Source organism: Neobacillus phoenicis (assembly GCF_047302305.1).
GTDB lineage: Bacteria > Bacillota > Bacilli > Bacillales > Cytobacillaceae > Neobacillus.
Window position 1 is genome coordinate 1,374,321 of the sequence record NZ_CP154847.1, and the last position, 26,450, is coordinate 1,400,770.

Consider the following 26,450-nt stretch of genomic DNA (forward strand, 5'->3'; position numbering starts at 1 on the left):
CTTACAATGTTAGATACTACCTTTAGAGAGGTTAATCTGGAAATTAAATAGAGAATCAATCCAAGATGGGAAGGGTGAGTAATGTGGCCATTTGGGGGAAAAAGGAAAATAAAGATGCAGATCCCGAAACGAGAGAAAATAGAAAAAAAGCTGGGCCTATACGAAGCCTCTGGCAGAAGTTTAGAGGGATAGATTGGAAGAATCCAGTTAACAAATGGAAACTTTTATTTGTTTCACTGGTTGGTTGTATTGTTGTTTTTGGCGGTGGATATGGGGTTCTTTCCTTCACTAATTCGCCGTCATTTTGTTCTAACTGCCATGAGATGGCACCAGAATATTCAACTTTTACAGCAAGTGCTCACAACCAGATTTCTTGCGTTCAGTGCCATATTAAACCAGGTACGATTAATATGCTTACACACAAAGTCAAGTCGCTTAAAGAAGTCTATTATCATGTAACGGGCGTACCTAAACAAATTGTTCAAACTGAAGAAGAAGCAGTTTCTAATGGTAACTGCCAACAATGTCATTCTTTGAACAGGGTGGTTACTGGGCCTAATGGATTAAAGGTAGACCATCAAAAGCATATTAAAGAGGGTATTCCCTGTATTACTTGTCACTCCGGAGTGGTTCATGCACAAATAGCTGCTCGCGAGTTGAACGTTGAAAAAAACCATGATGCATGGACAAAACAAAATGCCGACAAGTTAATTGAAAAGAAATTTATGCAACCAAATATGGGAACCTGTATCGACTGTCATAACAAGGTAAACAACGGGGAAAAGCCTTGGGAAGAACCATCTTATAACGTACCTGTCAATCCTGAGGAACCAGAAAAAAAAGAAAATGAAAAGACTTCACCAGAAGAAACACAGAAGGTAATTTTAGAAGCTCTCAAGTCTAATACGGAAGCTAATGGAAGTAAGCTGAAAATACCTGTTGGCTGTTCAACTTGCCATAGTAAAGATATCAGTGTTCCCAAAAATCACTTAACTGCTGAATTTAATAAAAATCATGGCACTGAAGCAGTAAGCCAGTTAAACCAATGTTTAAGCTGTCACGAAGATTCTAAATGGTCAAGAGAAATTTCTAAGCAAGACATCAAGACGTTACTGAAATATAGTGATGTCACGAAAAAATATGTACCAAATTTAGCAACGGCAAAAGAAGAAGCAAACAATAATACGTTTTGTAAATCTTGCCATTCAACTACCTCTTCAAAACCTGGTACCTAAAGAGATGAGCCAAAACCAAAAACAAGGTGTCATTGTAGGCAATTAGAAGTTTTTGGTCAAAAAATAAAGAGGCGTAATGTTCATTATTCTTTAAGTATTGGGTATTTCAAACAAAAAGAGACTAGTAAAGTTGCCAAACTGGAGGGACATTGAAATGGAAGATCAAAAAACGAACCTGCCAGCCCCTGCCCGTTCACGGTATCGGTTGTATAAAATTCTGACCCTTTCATTATTAGCTGTAGTGTTATTAGTGTTGGCGGGATATGGAACCGTAGAAGCAACATCAAGCTCTACCTTTTGTTCCTCCTGCCACAACATGAAACCGGAATTTAACACATGGAAGGCATCATCCCATAGCCAAGTCGGATGTAAAGAATGTCACATACAAGACGGGGTTGTAAGTTATGCAAAAGCAAAATTAAACGGATTATCAGAAGTTTACAAATTGGCTACAGACACATATGCTGCACCAATTCATATGGCGAAAGAGATTCCGAATGAATCTTGTGAAAAATGTCACAATATGAAAACAACCATCGTTACAGCTTCGGGGGATTTAATTATCCCGCATAACAAGCATTTAAAAGATGATATTAAATGTGTTCAGTGTCACAGCGGTGTAGCTCATGGAAAAGTTGCAGATCGAAATGCAACCTTCAAAACAGATTACGCTAAATGGAATTCTACACTTGGTAAACAAATGATGAGTGATTTATCATTCACTCAGCCAACTATGGATGAATGTATTCAATGCCACAAAACACGAAATGTTTCTACAGATTGTGAGACTTGCCACTCAACAGGCATGAAACCGGAATCCCATAATGATCCAAACTTTTTAAAGGGAAACCACGGCAAGCTTGCAGAAAAGGACATTAAGGAATGTAACAGCTGTCACCAGTATATGTCGGAGAATCCTATAAAGGATTTCCAAGAAAAAACGGCTTCACAGGAATTAATAAATAAAAGTTCTGCTGAAAGTGCGCTTACTGCTGCAACTTATGCAAAGAAAAATACGTTCTGTCAGGAATGCCATTCTAAAAAACCAACGAGCCATAACAGCAAATTCTTTGCTACTCATGGAACAACTGCAAATAAAAATCTAGATACATGTAAAGCTTGCCACGATACAAGTAAGGCTGGTTTATCTAGTAAAAACAAGGTGATTTGTTCTTCTTGTCATACAAATAGTCATAAAAGAGTATCAGAGCTTTCAATACACCCTATACCATTAAATGGAATTAAGGGGCCTTCTGAGAAATGCTATACATGCCACAGTCAAAGCACTTGTTCATCATGTCATAAGGATGAATAGCGTAACATTTTATGCCTCTGATAGATTAAATTAATTATGCCAATCTTACAAATCTATCAGAGGTTATACAGATAAAAACTAAATTCGAGGTGGATCATTATGCCGGAGCTGTCAATAGATCAAAAGTTAGAGCCGACAGAAAGAACGGATTTTCAGAATAAAAAGAAGAATTTCACAAAATTGCAGGCCTCATTACTCATTGTTGCTACTTTAATTGTAAGTTTATTTGCAGGTTATTTTATAAGCGATAAATATGTGTGGCCAAATCAAGAAGAAGCTAGGATTCTGGAGCAGATTGATTACTATAAAGGATTAGTAGATAAAAAACCAAATGATCCAGGACACCGTGTGAATCTAGGCTACTCGTACTTCATTTATGGTGATAATGAAAATGCCATTAAGCAGCTGTTAGTCGCAACGAATCTTGATAACAAGAACTTTGGTGCCTATTTTAACTTAGGTCTTGTCTACAATGCAGAGAAGAGATACGACGATGCGGGAAGAATGGCTCAAAAAGCAGAAGCATTAGGACCAAAGAATTTTCAAGCACACTTATTGTCAGGTATGGTTTATAGAAATTTAAAACAGTATGATAAAGCACTTGAATCATTGAAAAAATCTCTTGAGTTAATGCCAACAAATACAGACTCTATTACTGAGATTGCTAGAGTGTATGAGGATCAGAAAAAGTATGAAGAAGCAGAGAAATTTTATAAAGAAGCTTTAAGCTACGACCCATTATATAAACCAGCATCAAAAGGATTGGAAAGAGTAGATTCAAAACTAAAGGACAACAAGTAGAAGGAGTTGACCACACTTGAAAAAGAGAACAGTTTTTTTATTAATGGGTAGCATTGTAGCACTCACCGCTGTTTTTTTTGCAGTAGTTTCTATACTTCATTTGGAAACGAAGATAAAACCCGCTGTTACAAATGTAGCATCAGGAGGAGGTTCAAAAGTATTTACAAACGCACTATATGGTGATTTTGAACAACCATTAAAAAAACCAATGGATGTTACAAAAGTTGGCGATTATGTTTATGTAACAGATGCTAATACTCAGCAGGTACAAGTTTTTAATAAATCTGGTGATTTTGCATTTAAATTTGGAAAATCAGGCGATAAAGAAGGAGAATTTCAATTCCCGTATGGAATTGATGGAGATGAAGAGCAAAACATTTATGTTGCTGATATGAATAATGGAAAGATTTCCATTTTTGATTCGAAGGGAAAATTTTTAAAATATTTTAATGATCAGGAAAAAGTACTTCAAGCACCAGGCGGGCTTCGTATTTTTAATAAGAAACTCTATGTAACGGATATAAAAGCAAACAAATTATTTGTTTTTAATCTTTCTGGGAAGAAATTAATGGAAGTTGGAGGACCTGGAGACGCAGAAGGAAAGTTCATAGCTCCTAATGCCTTAACAGTTGATATTGATAAAAATATTTATGTTACAGATTCAGGGAATAATAGAGTGGAAGTTTTTGATGAAAAAGGTAAGTTTTTAAGGAGTATAAATGGGTCGGAAGACGGAAAAGGAGCTCCTACCTTCCTAAACCCTAGAGGTGTGGGAATTGATTCTAAAGGTGATGTTTATGTGGTGAACAGTCTTTCCCATACTGTATATGCCTTTGATAAAAATGGGAAAGAATTATATGAATTAGGAGGAATGGGAACTTCAACTGATAAATTCTATCTACCAAATGGACTGTTTATTGATGACAGTGACAATGTATATGTAACAGATACAGTGAATCAGCGGGTTTCCATTTTTCAATAATATTTCCTCTAGTTTAAGGAGGTGATGGGAAAGGTATCACTTGCTAGAAGTTTTATAAAGAGAAAAAAAGAGAGAAATTTGGGAGGTTTTAGAATGAGCAAGATAAGAATAGGCTTATCAACCGCATTGATGCTTATCTTACTAGGCATGTTCAGCGCCGTGGCTTTTGCAGAAGATAGTTTTACGCCTACTTCTACTCACCCAGCAAAGAATATTTATTCAGCTGATGTCAACAACGATGGTTCAATAGGAACACAAAGAACCCATGGTAATTTCCAAAATAACACAAACTCCTGTGCAAACTGTCATAGTGTGCACAATGGTGAAAACGACATGTTGTTAATGAAAGAAGGAGACTCCGAGCTCTGTATGTCATGCCATGATGGTACTATGGGCTTTTATGACGTTACAGTAGCAAGTGGAGCAGGTGTATTTGATAAGGAAGATACAACACACATGAGTGTTTCCATGCACAATGTCGGTAAGAGTCTAAAAGTTAGCACAGCTCCTGGCGCTTTCAAAAATACATCAACAGAAGAATTAGAATGTTCTAGCTGTCACAATCCTCATGGTTCACCAAATGACAGATTATTGACCGAAGTGGTAAATACAACAACAGGAGCAACAGCATTTGCTACTTCTTTAGTAAATGGGGTGCAAACAGCGGTTCCAAAAGGTACACAAACAATTAAGCTTGATTTAACACCAGATCCAAATTTTGCAGCTATTAATGATGTAACCGGCCCTAACGGAGTGAAAATTACTAAATCAAACGGGCCTGTAAATGCAACTACTTATAATACTGTATATAGCACGGTTTACTACTCACAATTCTGCGGTGCTTGTCATGATGACTACTTCGCTAAGAGAAATGTAGGTGCTAAAGGGGCTACTCCTATTTCTGGAAAACCTAGCACAGCTACTGCTGCACATGTTACTTGGACACATACTACTAACAGTGAAAGACAAGGTCGAAACTGTGCTGCCTGTCACTATGCACATGGTACAGATGCCTCCACTATGATGGATGCTCTTGGTAAAACAGCAACCGATTATATGAAACCAGTTTCAGAAGGTGGAAAAGGCTGGACTCAAACACAGGCTGAGAATTACTTGAAAGATGTAAGTGCTCAAGGCTCAGCATTGAAGAAATTCACAAACAGAGCAGTATGTTTTGCATGTCATGGAACTAGCATTTCAACAACTATTGATTCTCAATATTTAGATGGATCTGGAAAATTGCTTGGAAGATCAAAAATTCTAGGTCAGTAATTAAAGGAATTTTATAAATTGAACAAGGTAGCAATACTCTATTGTTACCTTGTTCTAAATCACAGACAAGAAATGTCTTTGTCTACCGTATAAAAAGAGAGAGAATTAGAGGAAATTGGGAGGTTTTTAGAAAATGAGCAAGTTAAAAATCAGCTTGTCTGCATTTTTTATGCTAGTATTGTTGGGCTTTTTTGGCGGACTTGCATCAGCTGAAGGTTTTGACACTACTAATTTACAAAATCCAGCACCTACATTAAATAATGCAACAATTGATAACAATGGAAACACTAATTCACAAAGAACCCATGGTAACTTCCAAAATAACACTAACTCTTGTGCGAACTGTCATAGTGTTCACAATGGGGAAACTGATATGCTGTTAATGAAGAGCGGTGCATCTGAGCTTTGTATGTCTTGCCATGATGGAACATTAGGGTTCTATAATGTAACTAAAGTAAGTGAAGCAGGGGTTATGTATTCTCATGAAGATAGTGCATCCATGCACCATGTGGATTCAAACCTAGAGGAAAGTTCAGCTCCTGGAGCAACAGGAATTGAAAATGATACAAATGGCACAAGTTTGAAAAATACTTCTACTGCAACCTTTGAATGCTCAAGCTGCCATAATCCACATGGATCAGCTAACGACCGTTTATTAAATGAAAAAGTAGCTGGTAACCAATTTGGTGCTAAATACAATGTAACGATTGTAGGATATGCTGAAACAATTACAAAAGCAAGTTCAGTTCCACTAGGAGAAAAAGCAATTAAACTAGATTTACAACTTGATCCTGCATATTCAACTATCAATAATGCAACAAACTTGTCTGGTTTGAAAATCTACAAATCAAACGGTATCTATACAGAAGCCAATGGACTAACTGCTGGAGTATCAGTAGCAGATGTTAGAAACTACAGATTAAACTACTCTGCATTCTGCGGAAGCTGTCATACAGATTACTATAGAAGCAGAGAAGATGGCGCACAATCAGATGGAGTGCACTATGGACACTCAGCTAGTAGCACGAAGTCAGGTAGAGCATGTACTTCATGTCACTACTCACATGGTACTGACATTACAATGTTAAGAGATACAGCTGGAAAAACCATTGCTGATCTCCAAAAACCAGTTGCTGAAGGTGGTAAGGGCTGGTCTGCAGATCTAGCAAAACAATACATGAAAGATGTAAGTAAATCTGGCTCTAACTTAAAGAGATTTACAAACATGGCTGTATGTTGGGCTTGTCATCAATCTACACACCAAATTGCAAATACGCCAGGAACTACAAACTATCCAAATACAACAGATTATAAGAATTTCTTAGTTCCAGGTGGAGATTACTCAGGTAAATCTAAAATTAAATAATTTGACAGTATTACTAAGAAAACAAGGTGGCAATAACACTATTGTTACCTTGTTTTTTAATAATCAAACATGATAAGTCATTTGTCAAAAAGATTTAACTTACCCACGATAATTAATGTAAATTCATTTGATATACTTAAATAAAAAGGCTTGTTGTTTCAAAAAAGCCTACAGAAGAGGATGAATACCGTGAAACGGATGAACTTCAAACGAAAAATAATTTCATACATTCTTATATGGAGCGTTGTATTTGGTTCTCTCCTTTCCTATTCTCCTGTAACACATGTTCTTTCAGCAACGGGGGTACCAGAGATTATACTGGAATTACCTGTTGAAAATTCAATGTTTGATGTATCAAAGGTTGAGTTTACCGGAAAACTTTCAGATGATTTAACATCTCCAAACAAACTCTTATTAAAGGTTTTTGAATATACTGGTGTATCTGAGCAGCCGATTGATATTACGAGTGAAGGACTACTAACTCTCACACCGAAAGATCAATATGCTGAATTCTCTTATTCTAAAGATTTCAGTCAGGGAGATCATAAACTATCATTTATTGTTACAGATGAGGATGGATTTAGCAGTATATCTGAAAAAACCATTACAGTACAACTTTCAGGAATAACTGAGAATATAGATAATTTGGTTACACCTGTAATTGGAAAGCTATCAGTTACTCAATCGCCATCTGGAGTAAATGGAAACCAAACTACCAGTATAGTAAATACAGAAGCAACAATATCAGATGTAACTAATGATAGCAAACGTCCTTTTTTGGCAAAAATGTACTTAATTCCACGAGACACAGAAAGTAATTACAATCCTGAGGGGGAGGTTCCATCCACCTACCTTCCAGCAGAAGACATGACTCGTGTACCGTTGAATTATATCGTTTTGTTTGATATTAGAAGTTCTGTAGAATTTAATCCAACCCAACCCTTGATCTCATATTTTGGAGATAATAAAGGTAAAGAAAAGTTGATCAAAACAGTTGATTTATCCGGAGGAATGAAGTCCTATCTATACACCTATACTCCTGATAATGAGCTTAATCCAGCCCAATCTTATTCAGTTTATTTAAATCCTAATGAATTAATACCAAGGTTCTTAACCTTCACTACTGTTAGTAATAACTATGAAAATTACCAGTTTGAAGGTGACAAAGGAAGTACTGTTAGGGAGCATGACTATATTCACGGACCATTTTCGGTTGTAACCAATGCTTGTGATTTCTGTCATAGTGCCCATAATGGAAACAATGAATATCTTGAGGGAGACCCAAATAGTAAATACGGTGATGAACTATGTATGGCTTGCCATGATGGTACTAACGGTTCACCAAGTATAGATAGTAATTATGCTAATAATAAACACCATAATGATACAGGGGCTTCTTGCGCTACTTGCCATGATCCGCATAATCCTGGGACTAAAGATAATCCAAACAATCTTAAAAAGGCTACGTATAATGGATCTACCCAAGTTTTATCCTATAAAAAGTCAAGTGATGCAACTGGTTCAGTAAATGATTTCTCACAATGTTTAAGCTGCCATAATGGAACAAAGGCATCAAATATCGAACAATATTACAAAGATACAACCTTAAAGAGTCAGTCAGGGCACAATATCGTGGCAACAATGGATAGTGGAAGTTCTTTAAATGGTCAGATTCCTTGTGCTGAGTGTCATGAAACTCACGGTTCTTCTAATCTTAAAATGTTAAGAAAAGACCTTGGAAATATAAAAATTACGGATGATAAACAGAAATTTAAGTCTTCTGGTACTGAATGGAATGCCCTAAACGAACGGGAATTCTGTTTGAAGTGTCATAATAATTCAACACAGATTTACGGGAAAACTAGCCCAATCGATTTAACTATTTCTGGCCATCAAACTGATGAAACACAAGGATGCTCAAGCTGTCATGGAGGAGAAAGCAAATCCTTTATGGACGCAGCCCATGCTCCTAAAAAACTAACAACACCATAAAAAACGAGAGGTGCTGCACCTCTTGTTTTTTTACTTAATGCTCTTCAACCATTCCCCAAGCCCTTCAATCTTCCTCCACAAATGCAAATGCATATCCGCATAGACAATCGCTTCGTTTTCATCGCCAAAACCATAATAATCAGGCGGATAGGCTGGAAGTCGTTTTTTGCCGATTAAGTATGGAATGACATATTTGTTTTCTTTTTTAGCTGCCTTTTCCAGTAATTGAGCCTTCTTTGTAAAACCTTTTTCGCTCAGCTCAAGTAAGAGCTTATTGTATGCTCCATGTGCGGTTGCCTCATCATATTGCTGCAACAGGTTACCAGCCTTTTTATATTCACCTGCATCTACATATGCTACGAACAGGGAGTAGCGAACGCCCTGGTTATCCATAGGGTTTAATTCGAGGAGTTCCTCGTACTGCACGATGGCCTCGTTGACTTTCCCTAACAGAGATAGTGCTTCGGCATAATGCTGCTTCGCCCGCATAAACGGTCTTGTTTCAATTAATCCCCAAAAGAACCCCTTATTTTCCTTAAAAAACGCTTTACCTAGCTCCCTCTCTCCAGCCTGGATTCCTTTTTCATACATAAGGATGGCATCTTCAAGACTCTTCGTTTTTTCAGCCAAAATCACATAGGCATCGACACAATTTGGATTTATGGCCAATGCGTTTTCAGCCAGCTTATACCGATTTTTCCCCTCCGATTGAAGTGCATCGTATATTAGATTTCTAGCTCTTTCTTCATCCCGTTTTGATACTTTTCGAGCTGGCACTTTGGTATTCTTCTTTTTTACACTTTGACCACTAGAGTGAGGCTGACCAGGTTCAACCGCATCTGTAGGTTTTTTTGTAGGGAATTCAATTACGGATGCCCCTTCTAGTCGCGGAATAAAGGGAAGAGAAGGGTCGCTTTCTTCAGTCATCAGACCAAAATCTGTTAGTTGAGCGATATCCTCAGACAACACCCCGTCTAATTCAGAAACAATAGAAGAAATACTGCGTGCATTCACTCCATATTGCTCAGCCAGCTCCTTTTGTGTGTACATCACATTCATAGGTACAATCGTGGAAAGTAAATAGTGCATGGCAGCAGCATAAAGATTAGGGTTCTGTATTCGTTTTTGCTTTCTTTGAACATAATTGATCCAAAGAATGACCCCCATGTCTACAATGGGTGGTGGGACCAGGGGATTCAGTTTTTCCCTCAGGATGTCCACCACTTCTTTATAAACGGGGGCTGGCCATTCAATTTCATCTATTTCAAGTAATCCACCTATCATCGGCAGTTCACTCAATACCTCCAAAAAGTTGTCTGTTAAATATTCCTGTGGTGAGTCATATTCAGCATTCATGCTGCAATCCTCTATATAGGAGTAGGCATGTTCAGGAGTGAGCTCCGGTAAATCAAATGCTGAAGGGAAGAAGACAAAACTTTGATCATAAGGAACTAAGATCCCAATGATGAATGACCCCTCTTTAACAGTTGGAGACAAACTTGTTACAATGGTATCGAGTTGTTCAGAACTAAGTCCGTCCTCAACGGTCAGCTTATTTTCATCAATATTGATTACCTTGCCAGCGAGTGTTCTTGCAAATATCCAGGTTTGTAAAATTTGCTTAAGCTTAGGGCGTTTTATTTTACCAATTTGACTATGGATAAATTTTTCAATAATTGTTTCACCGTCGTCAAGACCTTCAAAGAGTGAAAACCAAATAGTATGAATCAACTCGAAAAATTCACGTTCCTGCTCATCATCTAATTCAATCATTTCTTCAAAACTTTCAAAATCATCTTGAAGAACGTGCCCGAAGTGATGGTAAGCAAAATGAAGGATTTGTTTTTGTAGCTCGTCAATTTCGCCTTCAATGATAGTAGTGATAGGAACAGCTTCACCTGCCCCACAGCAACGTTTATACTTTTTGCCGCTTCCGCACGGACAAGGGTCATTTCTGTTTATTTTCTCCATCTCACTCCACTCCTTCTATTTCTCTTTCTCTATTGTGGATATTACGAAGGTCTTCTTTTACAATGCAATTTCTTATATGTATGTTTCAATTCATACCCACTTCGTTCTTATTTTATAGTACCATTTTTGACAGTTTGATATATAAAAATACTTTTTGAAAAGTACTCTTTTTGAGGTTTTATTCTTATATTTTAGTCAAACTTTGAATTTTTTATGGTTATCACGCTATAATGAATGAGAACTTACCATCAAAAAAAGAATAAAATTATGATTGAGACGCAATTATTTACTATAGAGGTGACGAAGATGGAATTAGCAGAAATTCGTAATGAACTTGAGAAAACAGCTACAAAATTAGCGGACTTTAGGGGGTCTCTTTGACCTAGAGAACAAGGAAGCGAGAATTGCAGAGTTAGATGATGAAATGCTTCAGCCAGATTTCTGGAATGACCAAGAGAAAGCGCAAACGGTTATTAGTGAAGCGAATGCATTAAAGGATCAGGTGAATGAGTTTAATGAGTTAAATGAGTCATATGAAAACTTGGAATTAACTTATGAGCTGGTGAAAGAAGAAAATGATGAAGAGCTAAGGGCTGAGTTGGAAGAAGAGCTTCAGCAGTTAAGCGGACGTTTGAGTCAGTTTGAACTGCAGCTTCTCTTAAGTGAAGAGTATGATAAAAATAACGCTATTTTAGAGCTTCACCCTGGTGCAGGTGGAACGGAATCACAGGACTGGGGCTCTATGCTGCTTCGAATGTATACACGCTGGGCCGAAAAGAAGGGCTTTAAAGTAGAGACGCTCGATTATTTGCCTGGGGATGAAGCAGGGATTAAAAGTGTGACACTGGCCATTAAAGGGCATAATGCCTACGGATATTTAAAAGCAGAGAAGGGTGTTCATCGATTAGTAAGGATTTCACCGTTCGATGCTTCTGGCCGAAGACATACGTCGTTCGTTTCTTGTGAAGTGATGCCGGAATTTAATGAGGAAATACAAGTTGAAGTACGTACTGAGGACTTAAAGATTGATACGTACCGTGCCACAGGAGCGGGTGGTCAGCATATTAACACGACCGATTCGGCTGTTCGTATTACCCACATTCCTACAGGGGTTGTTGTAACATGCCAATCCGAGCGGTCACAGATTAAAAACCGCGAAGCCGCAATGAAAATGTTAAAAGCTAAGTTATATCAACGGGAAATTGAACGTCAGGAACAGGAACTTTTGGAAATCCGAGGCGAGCAAAAGGAGATTGGATGGGGAAGCCAAATCCGATCGTACGTTTTTCATCCCTATTCAATGGTAAAAGACCACAGAACGAGTACGGAAAGTGGTAATGTTCAAGCGGTCATGGACGGAGATTTAGATCAATTTATTAATGCTTACTTACGTTCAAGAATTTCATAAATTAAAATGTTAAAGCCTTTGTCCGCTGTTCGACAAAGGCTTCTTTTTTTGGAATATTTGCCATACGTGATGATGAGATAAGAGGGTTTAGAGGATAGTAAGTAGTTGACTGGTTGAGGTGTATTAGGAGAATAGCTTACATCCAATTGCCCCGCCGCATCTCTTCAGCGACAACATCAAACATCCGATCATGGTCCTCCAATTTGTTTTCAATATGTCTAAAGTGGCTTCTAAATTCAGACGCATTATTCTCGACGGTTTCCTGTAAAGTATGGATACTTTCTTCCACTCTGTCTAACCGATGATTTACACCGATAAATTGTTGGTCCATTGTGTCTAACCGATGATTCACACCGATAAATTGTTGGTCCATTGCGTCTAACCGTTGATTCATACCGATGAATTGTTGGTCCATTGCGTCTAACCGATGATTCACACCCATAAATTGTTGGTCCATTCCATCTAAACGTTGTTCAATTACATCGAATCGATGGTCAATTTTTTCAAATTGTTGGTTCATCTGATCCATCATTTGCTTTAATAATTTTTCCATTCTATTCACCTCCTTAACAACAAATTATACCATGTTTTGATGAAAAGATTATTTTTCCACAAAAATAATGAAAAACAAATTAACGGTAAATGCTAATAATAATTTTAACCCTTTACCACGTCAACTTACTGGTATTTACACCATAATTTACCCATGCTATACTCACTTTCGGTTACATGAATGAACATGGTAAATGGAAAGATAGAGGGGAAAGTTATTATGAATATATTAAGTAATCTGACAAAAACCTATCCTAGAACACGTTTAGCTGTAGATTATGTTTTAGTTTTAATTGGCTCAGCCATAATAGCATTAGCCTTTAATGTATTTTTGCTCCCCAACCAAGTAGCTTCTGGAGGAGTAAGCGGGATAAGTACGATTCTTAAAACAGTGGTTGGCTGGGAACCTGCATATGTCCAATGGGCCTTTAACATTCCATTATTTATTGCCGGCGTTATTCTTTTAGGAAAGCAATTCGGAGTAAAAACATTGGTAGGCACCATTTTTTTACCCATGGTCGTTTTCCTCACAAACAATTTAGAGCCATGGACACATGATGCACTTCTTGGTGCATTGTTTGGCGGAATAGGTGTTGGCCTGGGACTAGGCATTGTATTTAGGGGAAATGCATCCACGGGTGGAACAGATCTGGCTGCTCAAATTATTAATAAGTATACAGGCTTCACATTAGGTAGATGTGTAGTCATGATTGATGGATTAATTGTCCTTACAGCTGCCATTGTGTTTGATATTGAAAAGGGTTTATATGCATTGATTGCTCTTTATGTTACCAGTAAAACGATTGATTTGATTCAGGTTGGTTTTGGCAGGTCAAAAATGGCAATGATCATTACTAATAAGCAGGAAGAAGTTCGTGAAGGAATTTTGAATAAAATTGACCGTGGGGTGACAAAACTATCAGCATATGGTGGTTTTACTGACCATGAGCGGCCTGTTCTTATGTGTGTTGTTGATCAAACGGAGTTCACAAAATTGAAACAATTGGTCAAAACCCTTGATCCAACTGCATTTGTCGTTGTTATGGATGCTGCGGAGGTACTCGGGGAGGGTTTCAAACGCGAATAGTCATTGGTATAATAACACAGTGATGGTATTAATTTCTTGAGGGGGTATTGTGATGAAGAAAAAGCTACTAACATTGTTGCTGGGTACGTCCCTTGTCATGGGTCTTGCTGCTTGCGGGGGCGGCGATGACGAAACAAAAGATACTGGGAATGGCGGTACGGAAACTGCACAAGCGGGCGATGCGCAAAAGATTTACGACCAAAAATGCTCTAGTTGTCATGGTGGTGACATGAAGGGTGGAATGGGTCCAAACTTAACACAAGTGGGATCAAAGTACTCTAAAGATGAAATTCTAGATATTCTCAAAAATGGTAAATCTGGCGGGATGCCAGCAGGTTTAGTTTCAGGTGATGAAGCGAATCAAGTGGCTGACTGGTTGTCCGCTAAGAAGTAATACGATAAAAAAAGCGTTCTGCTGAAAGGAGCAGAACGTTTTTTTATTTTATTGTATACATATTGAAATTAGTTGATTTTGTCTGGTTTTGTCAGTTTTTGTATTCTTTGAAAAGAAACTGTAATAATTTTACCGCTTTTTTTAGCGATTTATGATGTTATAATAAGTCTATGCGAAATTATGCACATATTGTTGGTTATTTTGGTTTGTTTTGCAAATAAATAAAGATTCTTGTCGAAAATCCTTTTTCGATGAAATCTTTAACTATAGGTGATAACAATGATAGAACTACAAGAAGTATATAAGAAGTATCCGAATGGCGTTACGGCGATCAACGGGATTGACGTCCGGATTAATCAGGGCGAATTTGTTTATGTTGTCGGACCAAGTGGTGCCGGGAAATCTACCTTTATTAAAATGATGTATCGTGAAGAAGTACCTACCACTGGGACCATCATGATGAATGGCGTAAATCTCGCCAAGCTAAAGATGAAGAAGGTTCCTTTATTCAGAAGAAATCTAGGCGTTGTTTTCCAAGATTTCAAATTGCTTCAGAATCTAACAGTCTATGAGAATGTGGCTTTTGCGCTTGAGGTTATTGAGGCGCAGCCCAAGTATATTAGGAAGCGTGTAATGGAGGTTCTTGATCTTGTGGGTCTGAAGCATAAAATCAAAATGCTTCCTAGTGAGCTTTCTGGGGGAGAGCAGCAACGGGTTTCTATTGCACGTTCGATTGTCAACTCACCTAAAATAGTGATTGCGGACGAGCCTACGGGTAACCTTGACCCCGAAACATCATGGGAAATCATGAATATCTTTGAACAGATTAATGCTAGAGGAACAACGATTGTTATGGCAACTCATAACAGAGAAATCGTAAATACATTAAAGCATCGCGTTATAGCCATTGAAGGCGGGAAAATTGTGCGTGATGAGCAAAGAGGGGAGTACGGTTATGAAAATTAGAACTGTAGGCCGTCATGCCCGTGAAAGTGTAAAAAGTATTACAAGAAACGGCTGGATGACATTTGCATCTGTTAGTGCCGTTACTGTTACCTTAATTCTAGTCGGTGTCTTTTTCGTAATTATGATGAATTTAAATAGAGTAGCACAAACCATTGAAGAGGACGTAGAAATCCGCGTTCACATCGACTTTGCTGCAAATAAACAAGATCAGCAAGCATTAAAAAGTGAGATTGAAAAAATTCCAGAAGTAAAAAGTGTTACATTTTCACCTAAAACTAAGGAGCTAGATAACCTTGTAAAAAGCTTGGGTGAGGATGGAAAAGCATTTAAACTTTTTGAACAGGATAATCCTCTAAACGATGTATATATCGTAAAAACGAAAAAACCGACTGACACAATGAAAGTCGCTAAGAAAATTGAAAAAGAAAATTTTGTTGCTAAGGTAAAATACGGACAAGGTAAGGTTGAAAAGCTATTTAAGTTTATCAAGGCGAGCCGTAACGTAGGAATTGTATTAATTATTGGCTTGTTCTTTACTGCGATCTTCTTAATCTCTAACACCATTAAAATTACCATCATTGCAAGAAGAAGAGAAATCAAGATTATGAGATTAGTTGGAGCAACGAATTCATTTATTCGCTGGCCATTTTTCCTTGAAGGTCTATGGCTTGGTATTTTGGGCTCGATCTTGCCAATCATCTTGATTTCAATTGCCTACTATCGTGCGTATGATTACATTGGGCCTAAACTTGAAGGAACCTTCATCAAATTGTTACCAATTGACCCGTTTGTTTATCAGGTTTCCGGCATTTTGATTTTAATGGGAGCATTAATCGGTGTATGGGGTAGTGTTATGTCCGTTAGAAAGTTCTTGAAAGTGTAATTTTTTCAGGAAGGGCCGAACTCACGGTCCTTCCTATTTATTGGATTTCAAATATAGAAGAAGGTTTACATATAAAGAGATGGAGGGGAGTTAGCGGATATGAGAAAATCAATGATGACGCTGACCGTTGCTGCACTGGTCGGATTTGGAACCACGTTCGGAGGTTTTTCTACAAAAACAGAAGCAGAATCAATCTCCAAACTGAAAGGTCAACAAAATAAAGTCCAAAACGAACGGTCTGATGTGAAGTCAGATATGAATTCAGTAAACGATATAATCAATTCGTTAAAAAACCAGCAAGCAGATGTAAAAACTGAAATGAAACGTATTGATTATGCGATTGATGATGCAACTAATAAAATAAATGAAAAAACCGCTAAAATTGAGGAAACAAAGTCTGAAATTACAAGGCTACAAGAAGAAACAGAAGTTATAAAGGAACGGATTAAAGCTCGTAACGAAATATTGAAGGAACGGGCTCGTAACTATCAAGAGACAGGCGGATTAGTTAACTATTTGGATGTATTAATGGGTTCTTCAAGCTTCAGCGACTTTATCGATCGGGCAAATGCGGTAGCAACCATTATGCAGGCTGATCAGGATATAATTAAAAAGCAAGAAGTTGACAAACAGGAGCTTCAGGAGAAGCAAGCTCAAGTGAAAAATGATCTTGCTAGTTTAGAAACGATGCTAGCAGACTTACAAACATTGAATAAACAATTGGCGGCTCAAAAATCAGAGAAAGATAAATTATTAGCCTCTCTTGTTGATCAAGAAGAAGAAGAGCATGAACACATGATGGACTTGCAAGAGCAGGAGCAAATCCTTGCATCACAAGAGGCAGCAATCCAAAAAGCCATCAAAATGGAACAAGAAACCCAAGCTAGAGCGGCAGAAGAAGCGAGGAAAAAAGCAGCCAGTGGGGGAAGCTCAAGTAGCGGTGGAGCTAGTTCGGGTGCTGCACCTGGTGTATCTAGTGGATACTGGACGCAGCCTGCAGTTGGTGTGCTAAGCTCTGGGTTTGGAGGCCGTGGTTCAGAGATGCACTTTGGTGTCGACATCGCGAATGGAACTCAAGTCCCTATTGTTGCGGCAGCAGATGGGGTGGTTATAAAATCCTACTATTCTAGCAGTTATGGTAACTGTATATTCATCTCGCACTCTATTAATGGACAGGTATATACTACTGTCTATGCACATATGTCTTCACGAATTGCTGGAAACGGAGCAGTTGTGAAAAAAGGCCAACAAATTGGTGTCATGGGTAATACAGGTGCATCAAGAGGACAGCACTTACACTTTGAACTTCATAAAGGACCGTGGACACAGGACAAGCGTTATGCAATCAATCCAGTTGGAATTGTACCATTGCCATAATCAAAAGGAAGAAGCCCCGCGCTTCTTCCTTTTTTATTACACATATCTCGTCCCAATCAAACATATAAGTTAATAATCGGGCAGGATTTTTGGGCCTTTATAGAAAATTAGAAAGGACAGGCATACTTACATGAGGAGGATTGGGATGAATCGTAAATGGATTGCCTTATTAATGACTGCCTCTCTGCTTACAGGAGCAGGCGGTACCTACGCCGGAATGCAACTCTTAGACCAAAAGGTAGATTTACCTGTAAAGGAGCAAGCAATTCCAACAAAACAATCTGAAACAGATTCAACTGTTAATACGGAGGACCTGGAAAAAGTACAACAGGCCTATGACTTAATTTTAAGCCGCTACGTCGAAAAAGTAGACAATGAAAAACTCGTTGAGGGTGCCATTCAAGGGATGCTATCTGTACTAAAGGATCCATATTCAGTATATATGGATAAAGAGACAGCACAGCAATTCACACAAACGCTAGAATCCTCTTTTGAAGGTATTGGGGCAGAAGTGGGGATGGTAGATGGAAAAATTGTGATTGTTTCCCCGTTTAAAGACTCTCCTGCTGAGAAAGCCGGCATCAAACCAAATGATCAAATCTTAAAAGTGGATGGTAAGAGTGTAGAGGGGTTAGACCTAAATAAAGCAACATTAAAGATTCGTGGAAAAAAGGGAACAACCGTAACATTGGAGATTGCTCGAAAAGGATTAAAGGATCCACTATCGATTGATGTCAAGCGCGATGAAATCCCCCTCGAAACTGTCCATGCCTCTGTTAAGAAGCATGATGGAAAGAAGGTGGGGTATATCGAGGTAACCTCCTTCTCAGAAAATACGGCTCAGGATTTTAAAAAGGGATTAAAAGCATTAGAAAATGACCATATTAATGGGTTGATAATTGATGTGCGTGGCAACCCGGGAGGATTATTAGATAGTGTCGGTGAGATTCTAAAGGAGTTTATACCAAAAGATAAACCATATGTTCAAATCCAACAACGTAATGGCGAGAAAAAACGATACTTCTCGACTACCTCAAAGAAAAAGGATTATCCAGTGGTTGTTCTTGTGAATAAAGGAAGTGCATCTGCATCAGAAATATTGGCAGGTTCCTTGCAAGAGGCAGCAGGTTATCAGCTCGTGGGAGAAACCACATTTGGAAAAGGTACGGTTCAGCAGGCAGTGCCAATGGGAGATGGCAGCAACATTAAATTAACCTTATTTAAATGGTTGACTCCTGATGGAAACTGGATTCATAAAAAAGGAATTAAACCCGATGTAGCGATAAAACAGCCAGCAATTTTTGCGACCCATCCAATTCAAGTGGGTAAACCCCTTGAAAAAGATATGAATAATGAGCAGGTTAAGAACGCTCAAGAAATTTTAGCGGGATTGGGTTTTGCTCCCGGCCGAAAAGACGGGTATTTTAGTGCAGAAACGGATATGGCTATAAAAGGCTTCCAGCAGCAGAATGACCTCCCACCAACAGGGAAAATTGATGAAAAAACAGCATCTAAACTGGAAGAAGCAGCTGTAAAAGCTATGAAAAAAGAGAAAAATGATTTGCAGTTACAAATGGCATTGAGGTTAATCACAAAATAATGAAAGCAGGGGCTTTTAGCCTCTGTTTTTTTGTTTTGGCGGAATATATGTCAGGTTTGGCGGAATAATTGGGAATTTCCGCGGAAATAGTCATCAGATTGGCGGAACCTCCCCCAATTCGCGCGGAATTGCTACAAAAGTCGGCGGAATCCGTCGATAGTCCTATAAGAATCTGAACAAAAATCAAGAATGTTACGACATTTTTATTTTTTTAATAAACTAGCAATATGTTTTGTGGCTGTAATTTGGTAAAATAATCGTTAAGAGATTTTATTTACTAGAAACTTTAATAGAGGCAGGTGACAGGAATTGGTGCAAATATGGCTTGTGGAACTACTTAAAGGAACAGGCAAGTTATTTCTTCATCCTGTTTTATACTATCTCGTTTTCCTATCTGGAATACTAGGCGTAATGAGGGTGAAACGTGAGCGAAAAAATTTCCATATTAGGGCACACGATGCTTATTTTGAAATGAGACAGTTATTTCCACCAGGAATCATGGTCGGACTTGCCCTTTCCGTGATCATCGTAACAGTAGGAATCACCGTACCATTCGCGGCAATCCTTCTTATAGCTGGTTTTACATTCATTTGGTCACTAACCACAAATGTCCGGCTCATGTCGCCCGTCTATACGGCAGGCGCTGCATTTTTCACCATCATTTTAATGGCCGAAAATAATTGGTCAATCCCGCTTTTTTCAAAGGCTTTTCATTCTATCAGTGACAAGGTTTATCCTTCTCTTGTATTCGTCATGGGACTCATGTTAATTGCCGAAGGGATTCTGATTTTAAAAAATGGTAGTAAGGGAACTTCTCCTAAACTAGCAATAAGTAAACGAGGCCAAAGTGTTGGTGTTCATGAAGTAAAGCGACTATGGATGTTGCCTGTATTCTTGCTTATTCCAGGAGATGCACTTCAGCTACCATTCGATTGGTGGCCAGTATTTCACCTAGGAGCAAAGGAATACTCAATCATCCTTGTTCCGTTCGCCATTGGCTTTCAACAGCAGATTAAAGGAATGCTACCCAAAGAAGCAATACAGCTTCATGGGTGGAGGGTTAGTGTTCTAGGTGTTTTCATTACCATTTTATCTGTTTCATGTTTTTGGTACCCGTTATCATCGATCGTCATAGCTGCGGTTGCAGTGATTGGACGGGAAATCATTACATTAATGTCTGTCTTGAAGGATGATAATCTTCCGTTTTATTTTTCAAAAAAGAACAATGGTTTGATGATTATAGGAATTATCCCTGAGTCGCCAGCAAGTAAGATGGGATTGAAAGTTGGGGAGATTATTTCAAGAGTAAATGGAGCTCAAGTTCGAGATGAAGCCACGTTCTATGAAGCTTTACAGAAGAACCGTGCCCATTGTAAACTAGACGTCCTTGATTCAAATGGAGAGGTTCGATTCGTCCAACGTGCACTTTTCGAAGGTGATCACTATGAACTTGGAATCCTCTTTGTTCCAGACGAGCATAAGTTTGATGCGAAAATTGGATAACTATAAAAATTAAGTAGAAAGCCAAAGGACGAAATCCTTATGGCTTTTTTACTTGAAAATGAAGGTGAAATAATTCGTATCAATAATATCTTGTTTTATACTGTTGGGGGTATGTGGATGTTGGTTTTGATATAAATATGAAAGGCGGCTAAAAGAATGTCGCAAGGTGCCGGAAAAGCATTAAAAGGTCGATCTGCTTGGTTACAACCTTATCTTGATTCTCCCGAAAAACAACAACAATTATATAAACGAACATTAATGATCGTCGTCCTATCACAAATCTTTGGCGGTGCAGGGCTCGCTGCCGGTATAACCGTCGGAGCACTTCTTGCTCAGGATATGCTTGGTACAGATAGCTTTGCAGGACTTCCGGCTGGTTTATTTACATTGGGTTCTGCAGTCGCTGCCTTGCTTGTAGGAAGACTCTCTCAACGTTATGGACGTCGTTTCGGTCTAACAGCAGGATTTTTGACGGGCGGGATTGGTGCGATCGGTGTTGTCATTTCTGCGTTAGCAAATAATGTTTTTCTACTATTTGCCTCACTATTCATCTATGGTGCAGGGACGGCAACCAATCTCCAGGCACGATATGCAGGGACGGATTTAGCGAGTTCCACCCAACGGGCAACCGCTGTGAGTATTGCTATGGTTTCCACCACATTCGGTGCCGTTGCAGGGCCAAACATGGTGGGGATCATGGGGAGATTAGCACAATCTATTGGTGTACCTGCTTTAGCAGGGCCATTCCTTTTAGCTGCTACTGCTTTTATTCTGGCAGGTCTGGTACTGCTCCTTTTTCTACGACCTGACCCACTTCTAGTGGCACAGGCAATTGCAGTAGGTAAAAGAAACGGAACGGACAATTCGGTAGTTAACAACCAACTTACTATAAATGTCAATAATCGGGGAATTATGGTTGGGGCTACGATTATGGTCTTAACCCAGATAGTAATGGTTGCCATTATGACGATGACACCGGTGCATATGAGACATCATGGCCATGGTCTTAGTCAAGTAGGAATAGTCATTGGGTTTCATGTTGCAGCCATGTATTTACCTTCGCTTCTTACTGGGATTCTAGTAGATAAAATTGGTCGTACGATGATGGCGATTGCTTCTGGGGCTACTCTACTGGCTGCTGGGATTATGGGAGCCGTTGTTCCTGCAGATTCTATGGTTGGACTTGTTATTGCACTAGCTCTTCTAGGTCTTGGGTGGAACTTCGGTTTAATTAGTGGTACAGCGATTATCATAGATGCAACAACTCCCTCTAAACGCGCAAGAACACAGGGAACTGTTGATGTATTGATTGCTTTATCAGGGGCATCAGGAGGCGCTCTATCCGGAATGATCATGGCACAAACGAGCTATGGAACACTTTCATTGGCCGGTGGTTTCCTTTCACTTCTGCTGATACCAGTTGTGATTTGGTCTCGAAGAAAATAAGCTAACAAAAAGCCAAAGGGTTGCGCTCCTTTGGCTTTTATTATGTTTATAATTTTCGATATTTCTTTAAGGAAAAGATATTTAAGACTACGAAAATAACTGCAAAGATGAGCAATGCCAAGAGGTCACTACCGATATCGCTAATACTAGCTCCCCTATACATCACACCTTTTAGAGCATCCCCGGCATAATACAGGGGCATGATTTTGGCAATGCCTTGCAGCCAGTTAGCCATGCCTTCAATGGGAAAAATTCCTGCAAAAAATACCTGTGGAATAACGGCGATCGGAATGAATTGCATCATTTGAAATTCCGATGCTGCGAAGGTGGATAATAGGATTCCTAGCGACAAAGCAACCAAGGCTAGCAATAAGTTAGTCAGTAGTACATTCCATACCGAACCAACAAGAACAATGTCTAAAATATTGATAGAATATAAGACAACAATAATGGTTTGAATGACAGCGAAAATACCATAACCGATTAAATACGAAATGACAATTTCCCAACGACGAATCGGCGTGGACATCAGTCGTTCTAGTGTTCCGGTGGTTCGTTCGCGCAATAGTCCTATACCAGAAATAATAAAGACAAAGAAGAAAACGAAAAATCCAACCAATATAGGGCTTAGGACATCAAAGAAGATGGTATTTTTATCACCATACACATATTTAGTGTCTATGCTCGTGTGCATCATTTTTGCAGCAGTAGGATTTTGCTGGATTAATTTTGCCTGTGACTGTCCAGCAATCGCCTGGTTCACCTTCATTTGTAATCCCTTGGCTGCGGATGGATCATCATTTAATAAAGTTAACTTAAACTGTCCATTTTCCTGTTCCAATAAACCATCAAGATCATCATTAACAACGGTTTTTCCTGTTACATTTTCATAAGATTTAACCGTTATTTTTGCCTCTTTTAGAACTTTAACAAGCTGATGATCTACACCAATTACACCTAATTTAGGTTCAACAGTGCTCCCGTTAAATAAAAAGTACATCAGGGTTAAGATTAGTAAGGGAGCTACTAATAATAAAGCTAAAGTCCGTTTGTCCCGTAGCATTTGCTGACAGATTCTTTTTATTAATGCTGCGACTCTCATGTTTGCTTTACCCCCGCTCTTAAGAATACTTCATCAAAGTTATCGGTCCCGTATGCCGCCTTTAATTCCAGTGGAGAACCGCTTGTTAATATACGTCCATCTCGAACCATTGCGACATAATCACATCTTTCTGCTTCATCCATGACGTGTGTGGTCACGATAATCGTTTTTTGCTCTTCTTCAATTAATCGTAAGAATTCCTTCCAAATAGAGATTTTTAATTCAGGATCGATTCCCACAGTCGGTTCATCTAGGATTAAGATTTTTGGGTCTTGAATTAATGCAATGGCAAGGGATAGCCTTCGTTTCATTCCCCCTGAATAGGCTGCTACGCGTTTTTTTAGGTCGTCTGTCAGATTGACTAGGCTAGAGACGTAGGCAATCCGTTTTTTCTGGTCTGCCTTTTTTATTTTATAGAGGGAAGCAAATAGTTTTAAGTTTTCTTCTCCTGTTAAGTCCACATATAAGGCATCAGATTGGGCCATATAACCGATTTCCTGAAGCAGAGAAAGGTTAGGCATTTTTTGATCCAGTACATGTATAGACCCAGTATCTGCTTTTTCCATTCCGACGATCATTTTAACGAGAGTAGTTTTTCCAGCTCCTGATGGGCCGATAAATCCAAACAATTGTCCTTTTTCAATCGTTAGGTTTACATTGCTTAATACAGTTTTTTTTCCAAAGCTTTTACTGACTTGATTCACTTTTATGGTTGCTTCCATCCATCATTCCTCCTCGGATGCTTCCCGTGTATGTCTTTATTTTACAACTTGGAATGAGAGAAGCAATAAACAATAAACGACAAAGTGTTGATTATCTTTCGCTCAAGAATGTTTGAAGTGATTTATAGCCTTTTCATTGGTGAATTATTGAATAATTGGAAGCTGAGGGGCTAAACCTATAGGGGGAATTTTAAAGATGAAAGGTGGTTTAGCCATGAGTCTTAGCTTTTTAAATAATATGGAATTCAGACATTTGGAGTTGATTAGTATCGAGGGAGCTGCGAGCATTGTATTTTATTTCACAGTGTATTCTTTCATCGGCTGGCTGCTTGAAAATAGTTACAGCTACTTCACAAAAAAATATTTTTTCAAGGAGAATTTCCTATATGGACCGTTTAAACCGATGTATGGTTTTGCCCCGCTCCTTTTGGTTTATTTGATTACTCCAGCCACACATGGGGCTATTGTCCTGTTACTTTGTGTAATGATTCCAACAATAGTGGAATATGTAAGTGGTGCATTACTGCAAAAGCTTTTTCATAAGCAATGGTGGGATTATTCGGATACTCCGCTGCAACTTCACGGCCATATCTGCTTACCTTTTTCAATATGCTGGGGGCTTTTATCGTTCATTTGTTTACAGTGGGTTCACCCGGCATTTGTTTCTTTATATGAGGGTATCGGTTCTTATTGGGGGTGGATCTGGTCTGCTGTTGGTTTATACTTCCTGGCAGACCTTGTTTTAGCTATTCGAAAACACTCTCTACAGGAACTCCTAACCGAAGAACCAACCAATCCCATTCAATAGGATTGGTTGGTTCTTCTATTAATATCAACAGTTGACTTAGAGCGTTCAAATTTACTTAAAAAATAGCCCTACCGAGTCATAGAAAATTCCCTTCTTATCAAGTACCTTATAACATGTTATACCTTACACTCTCTTAAACTATGAAAAACGTGGCCATGTTTCTCAGGAAGGAATCTATTGATATGAGAGTTTTTGTGAAACTATTTGATATCTTTTCCCAAGAGAGTCGAGCACTGGTTGAATGAATGGAGTACGGTCTCTGGAATTGAAGCGAAAGTTTCTATTTTAATGGCGGATGGATATTTTACCCCCTCTGAAGAGGTTCAGTTATTTGGAATTGTTCAAGAGGGGCTTCCTATGCGGTGAAATACATTACTAGGTAAATTTTTGATTAAGAAGGGCTACCGGTTCTTCTTTTTTTAGTATGTAAAAATGTATACTTAAACATAGTTCGTTTGGAAAATTGGAGGTTGTACGTTGTGTCAAATAACAAGGGGAATTCTTTGCTTGAGATACTGTTAGTCTCGACAAAGCTGGGCCTCACCTCATTTGGAGGGCCTGTCGCTCACTTAGGTTATTTTTATGAGGAATATGTTCAAAAGAGGAAATGGATTGATGAAAAAAGCTATGCAGATTTGGTGGCACTGTGCCAATTTTTGCCTGGTCCCGCAAGTAGTCAGGTTGGTATCGGGGTCGGGGTAATCCGTGGTGGAATTATAGGAGGGATATTAGCGTTTCTTGGTTTTACGGCACCTTCTGTCATAGCATTAGTTCTTTTTGCATTGATCCTCCATGGCTTGCGAATAAATGATAGCGGCTGGATTCATGGATTGAAAATTGTGGCAGTTGCTGTTGTGGCCCACGCGGTTTTAGGGATGGCCCAAAAGCTAACACCTGATCTTAACAGGAAAGCCATTGCTTTATTTGCTTTGGTAGGTACGTTAATGTGGCAAACGGCTTACACACAGGTAGGTGTCATCATCTTAGCTGGTGTGGCAGGATTGCTGATTTACAAGAAACACGAAATCGAGAAGGCGGATGCTACGTTGGATTTTCCTATTTCTAAGCGGTTTGCGGTCATGTGTTTAATGTTGTTTTTCGGTCTGCTGATTCTATTACCTATCGCAAGGGAAGTAACTTCTATCCATTGGGTAGCCTTGTTTGATAGTTTTTACCGATCGGGCTCGCTTGTATTTGGAGGAGGACATGTGGTTTTACCTTTGCTTGAACGAGAGTTTGTACCGACTGGATGGCTAACGAAAGAGGAATTTCTAAGCGGCTATGGTGCAGCACAAGCGGTACCAGGTCCGCTGTTTACTTTTGCTGCATACATAGGTGCGGTTATCAATGGCTGGAAGGGGGGAATCCTGGCAACAGCAGCAATTTTTCTACCCGCATTCCTTTTGGTTTTAGGAACATTGCCTTTTTGGAATATGCTACGTCAAAATCCGAAAATCAAAGGGGCGTTAATGGGCGTTAATGCAGCCGTTGTTGGAATCCTTATTGCTGCTTTTTACATGCCAATCTGGACGAGTTCCATTTTTGATCCGATTGACTTTGCCTTTGCAGCGATTCTTTTTAGTATGTTGGTCTATTGGAAGCTGCCTCCGTGGGTAATAGTCATCACCGGCGCAGTTGGGGGTTCTGTTATTGCGCTGCTATAGACAA

General features: G+C 38.9%; 23 protein-coding genes. 19 read left to right on the top strand and 4 right to left on the bottom strand.

Features of this window, described 5'->3' with window-relative positions; all coding sequences use genetic code 11:
- Positions 1–83: 83 nt before the first annotated feature.
- The 7 genes from AA0X95_RS07055 (at position 84) to AA0X95_RS07085 (ending at position 8,963) form a co-directional block, all read left to right on the top strand.
- Positions 84–1,235 carry a cytochrome c3 family protein gene (locus AA0X95_RS07055; protein WP_413307113.1) on the top strand — a complete coding sequence of 384 codons (1,152 nt, stop codon included), beginning with the start codon at positions 84–86 and terminating at the stop codon, positions 1,233–1,235.
- Between the two features lie 154 nt (positions 1,236–1,389).
- Positions 1,390–2,550 (top strand): NapC/NirT family cytochrome c, encoded by a 1,161-nt coding sequence (locus AA0X95_RS07060; RefSeq protein WP_413307116.1) that lies wholly within the window; start codon positions 1,390–1,392, stop codon positions 2,548–2,550.
- Positions 2,551–2,649: 99 nt separating this feature from the next.
- Positions 2,650–3,351 (top strand): tetratricopeptide repeat protein, encoded by a 702-nt coding sequence (locus tag AA0X95_RS07065; protein ID WP_413307119.1) that lies wholly within the window; start codon positions 2,650–2,652, stop codon positions 3,349–3,351.
- 16 nt (positions 3,352–3,367) lie between these two features.
- Positions 3,368–4,333, top strand: coding sequence for a 6-bladed beta-propeller (locus tag AA0X95_RS07070; RefSeq protein ID WP_413307121.1), 966 nt, complete (start codon positions 3,368–3,370; stop codon positions 4,331–4,333).
- 93 nt (positions 4,334–4,426) lie between these two features.
- Complete coding sequence (locus AA0X95_RS07075) at positions 4,427–5,605, top strand: cytochrome c3 family protein (RefSeq protein WP_413307123.1); 1,179 nt, start codon at positions 4,427–4,429, stop codon at positions 5,603–5,605.
- A gap of 133 nt (positions 5,606–5,738) precedes the next feature.
- Complete coding sequence (locus AA0X95_RS07080) at positions 5,739–6,971, top strand: cytochrome c3 family protein (protein WP_413307126.1); 1,233 nt, start codon at positions 5,739–5,741, stop codon at positions 6,969–6,971.
- Between the two features lie 198 nt (positions 6,972–7,169).
- On the top strand, positions 7,170–8,963 hold the full coding sequence (locus AA0X95_RS07085) for a cytochrome c3 family protein (protein WP_413309876.1): 1,794 nt from the start codon (positions 7,170–7,172) through the stop codon (positions 8,961–8,963).
- A 30-nt stretch (positions 8,964–8,993) separates the two neighbouring features.
- On the opposite strand, the gene AA0X95_RS07090 is transcribed toward AA0X95_RS07085, so the two are convergent.
- On the bottom strand, positions 8,994–10,934 hold the full coding sequence (locus AA0X95_RS07090) for an SEC-C metal-binding domain-containing protein (RefSeq protein ID WP_413307128.1): 1,941 nt from the start codon (positions 10,932–10,934) through the stop codon (positions 8,994–8,996).
- Between the two features lie 306 nt (positions 10,935–11,240).
- Between AA0X95_RS07090 and prfB the strand changes: the two genes are divergently transcribed.
- A protein-coding gene (gene prfB, locus AA0X95_RS07095) for a peptide chain release factor 2 (RefSeq protein ID WP_413307130.1) occupies positions 11,241–12,342 on the top strand; the annotation gives its coding sequence in 2 pieces (ribosomal slippage) (positions 11,241–11,312 and positions 11,314–12,342; 1,101 coding nt in all).
- A 136-nt stretch (positions 12,343–12,478) separates the two neighbouring features.
- Here the strand turns inward: prfB and AA0X95_RS07100 are convergent.
- Positions 12,479–12,895 (bottom strand): hypothetical protein, encoded by a 417-nt coding sequence (locus AA0X95_RS07100; RefSeq protein ID WP_413307132.1) that lies wholly within the window; start codon positions 12,893–12,895, stop codon positions 12,479–12,481.
- 219 nt (positions 12,896–13,114) lie between these two features.
- Here AA0X95_RS07100 and AA0X95_RS07105 point away from each other — a divergent pair, with 219 nt between their 5' ends.
- The 8 genes from AA0X95_RS07105 (at position 13,115) to AA0X95_RS07140 (ending at position 22,150) form a co-directional block, all read left to right on the top strand.
- Positions 13,115–13,981, top strand: coding sequence for a YitT family protein (locus tag AA0X95_RS07105; protein ID WP_413307135.1), 867 nt, complete (start codon positions 13,115–13,117; stop codon positions 13,979–13,981).
- Between the two features lie 52 nt (positions 13,982–14,033).
- Positions 14,034–14,375 (top strand): cytochrome c551, encoded by a 342-nt coding sequence (cccB, locus tag AA0X95_RS07110; RefSeq protein ID WP_413307137.1) that lies wholly within the window; start codon positions 14,034–14,036, stop codon positions 14,373–14,375.
- 279 nt (positions 14,376–14,654) lie between these two features.
- Positions 14,655–15,341: a cell division ATP-binding protein FtsE gene (gene ftsE, locus AA0X95_RS07115; protein ID WP_413307140.1), complete on the top strand. Its 687-nt coding sequence runs from the start codon at positions 14,655–14,657 to the stop codon at positions 15,339–15,341.
- Positions 15,331–16,224 carry a permease-like cell division protein FtsX gene (gene ftsX, locus AA0X95_RS07120; RefSeq protein WP_413307143.1) on the top strand — a complete coding sequence of 298 codons (894 nt, stop codon included), beginning with the start codon at positions 15,331–15,333 and terminating at the stop codon, positions 16,222–16,224. Before ftsE ends, ftsX begins: the two co-directional genes overlap by 11 nt.
- Positions 16,225–16,323: 99 nt before the next feature.
- A complete protein-coding gene (locus AA0X95_RS07125) occupies positions 16,324–17,601 on the top strand; it encodes a murein hydrolase activator EnvC family protein (RefSeq protein WP_413307146.1) in 1,278 nt (425 codons plus the stop codon).
- Between the two features lie 145 nt (positions 17,602–17,746).
- Complete coding sequence (locus tag AA0X95_RS07130) at positions 17,747–19,201, top strand: S41 family peptidase (RefSeq protein WP_413307148.1); 1,455 nt, start codon at positions 17,747–17,749, stop codon at positions 19,199–19,201.
- Between the two features lie 309 nt (positions 19,202–19,510).
- On the top strand, positions 19,511–20,704 hold the full coding sequence (locus tag AA0X95_RS07135) for a PDZ domain-containing protein (protein WP_413307151.1): 1,194 nt from the start codon (positions 19,511–19,513) through the stop codon (positions 20,702–20,704).
- 156 nt (positions 20,705–20,860) lie between these two features.
- Entirely contained in the window at positions 20,861–22,150 is a 1,290-nt protein-coding gene (locus AA0X95_RS07140) for an MFS transporter (protein ID WP_413307154.1), read from the top strand.
- A 46-nt stretch (positions 22,151–22,196) separates the two neighbouring features.
- Here AA0X95_RS07140 and AA0X95_RS07145 read toward each other — a convergent pair whose 3' ends face one another.
- Both AA0X95_RS07145 and AA0X95_RS07150 read right to left on the bottom strand, forming a co-directional pair.
- Positions 22,197–23,252, bottom strand: a complete 1,056-nt coding sequence (locus tag AA0X95_RS07145; RefSeq protein ID WP_413307157.1) for an ABC transporter permease — start codon at positions 23,250–23,252, stop codon at positions 22,197–22,199.
- Positions 23,249–23,974 (bottom strand): ABC transporter ATP-binding protein, encoded by a 726-nt coding sequence (locus AA0X95_RS07150; RefSeq protein WP_413307160.1) that lies wholly within the window; start codon positions 23,972–23,974, stop codon positions 23,249–23,251. Before AA0X95_RS07150 ends, AA0X95_RS07145 begins: the two co-directional genes overlap by 4 nt.
- A gap of 196 nt (positions 23,975–24,170) precedes the next feature.
- Between AA0X95_RS07150 and AA0X95_RS07155 the strand changes: the two genes are divergently transcribed.
- From AA0X95_RS07155 to chrA, 3 genes are all read left to right on the top strand, one after another.
- Positions 24,171–24,782 (top strand): putative ABC transporter permease, encoded by a 612-nt coding sequence (locus tag AA0X95_RS07155; RefSeq protein ID WP_413307163.1) that lies wholly within the window; start codon positions 24,171–24,173, stop codon positions 24,780–24,782.
- 237 nt (positions 24,783–25,019) lie between these two features.
- On the top strand, positions 25,020–25,148 hold the full coding sequence (locus AA0X95_RS07160; protein WP_413307166.1) for a hypothetical protein: 129 nt from the start codon (positions 25,020–25,022) through the stop codon (positions 25,146–25,148).
- A gap of 113 nt (positions 25,149–25,261) precedes the next feature.
- The gene (gene chrA / locus AA0X95_RS07165) at positions 25,262–26,446 is read left to right on the top strand and encodes a chromate efflux transporter (RefSeq protein WP_413307168.1); all 1,185 of its coding nucleotides are present in this window, start codon (positions 25,262–25,264) and stop codon (positions 26,444–26,446) included.
- The last annotated feature ends 4 nt before the right edge of the window (positions 26,447–26,450 follow it).

What these genes read in the sequence shown, in the direction of transcription:
- ftsX (WP_413307143.1), top strand. Translation starts at nt 15,331, where the DNA reads ATGAAAATTAGAACTGTAGGCCGTCATGCCCGTGAAAGTGTAAAAAGT.
- AA0X95_RS07060 (WP_413307116.1), top strand. Translation starts at nt 1,390, where the DNA reads ATGGAAGATCAAAAAACGAACCTGCCAGCCCCTGCCCGTTCACGGTAT.
- AA0X95_RS07085 (WP_413309876.1), top strand. Translation starts at nt 7,170, where the DNA reads ATGAACTTCAAACGAAAAATAATTTCATACATTCTTATATGGAGCGTT.
- cccB (WP_413307137.1), top strand. Translation starts at nt 14,034, where the DNA reads ATGAAGAAAAAGCTACTAACATTGTTGCTGGGTACGTCCCTTGTCATG.
- AA0X95_RS07145 (WP_413307157.1), bottom strand. Translation starts at nt 23,252, where the DNA reads ATGAGAGTCGCAGCATTAATAAAAAGAATCTGTCAGCAAATGCTACGG.
- AA0X95_RS07090 (WP_413307128.1), bottom strand. Translation starts at nt 10,934, where the DNA reads ATGGAGAAAATAAACAGAAATGACCCTTGTCCGTGCGGAAGCGGCAAA.
- AA0X95_RS07080 (WP_413307126.1), top strand. Translation starts at nt 5,739, where the DNA reads ATGAGCAAGTTAAAAATCAGCTTGTCTGCATTTTTTATGCTAGTATTG.
- AA0X95_RS07105 (WP_413307135.1), top strand. Translation starts at nt 13,115, where the DNA reads ATGAATATATTAAGTAATCTGACAAAAACCTATCCTAGAACACGTTTA.
- AA0X95_RS07130 (WP_413307148.1), top strand. Translation starts at nt 17,747, where the DNA reads ATGAATCGTAAATGGATTGCCTTATTAATGACTGCCTCTCTGCTTACA.
- AA0X95_RS07100 (WP_413307132.1), bottom strand. Translation starts at nt 12,895, where the DNA reads ATGGAAAAATTATTAAAGCAAATGATGGATCAGATGAACCAACAATTT.
- AA0X95_RS07065 (WP_413307119.1), top strand. Translation starts at nt 2,650, where the DNA reads ATGCCGGAGCTGTCAATAGATCAAAAGTTAGAGCCGACAGAAAGAACG.
- AA0X95_RS07150 (WP_413307160.1), bottom strand. Translation starts at nt 23,974, where the DNA reads ATGGAAGCAACCATAAAAGTGAATCAAGTCAGTAAAAGCTTTGGAAAA.
- AA0X95_RS07125 (WP_413307146.1), top strand. Translation starts at nt 16,324, where the DNA reads ATGAGAAAATCAATGATGACGCTGACCGTTGCTGCACTGGTCGGATTT.
- ftsE (WP_413307140.1), top strand. Translation starts at nt 14,655, where the DNA reads ATGATAGAACTACAAGAAGTATATAAGAAGTATCCGAATGGCGTTACG.
- AA0X95_RS07140 (WP_413307154.1), top strand. Translation starts at nt 20,861, where the DNA reads ATGTCGCAAGGTGCCGGAAAAGCATTAAAAGGTCGATCTGCTTGGTTA.
- AA0X95_RS07155 (WP_413307163.1), top strand. Translation starts at nt 24,171, where the DNA reads ATGAAAGGTGGTTTAGCCATGAGTCTTAGCTTTTTAAATAATATGGAA.
- AA0X95_RS07075 (WP_413307123.1), top strand. Translation starts at nt 4,427, where the DNA reads ATGAGCAAGATAAGAATAGGCTTATCAACCGCATTGATGCTTATCTTA.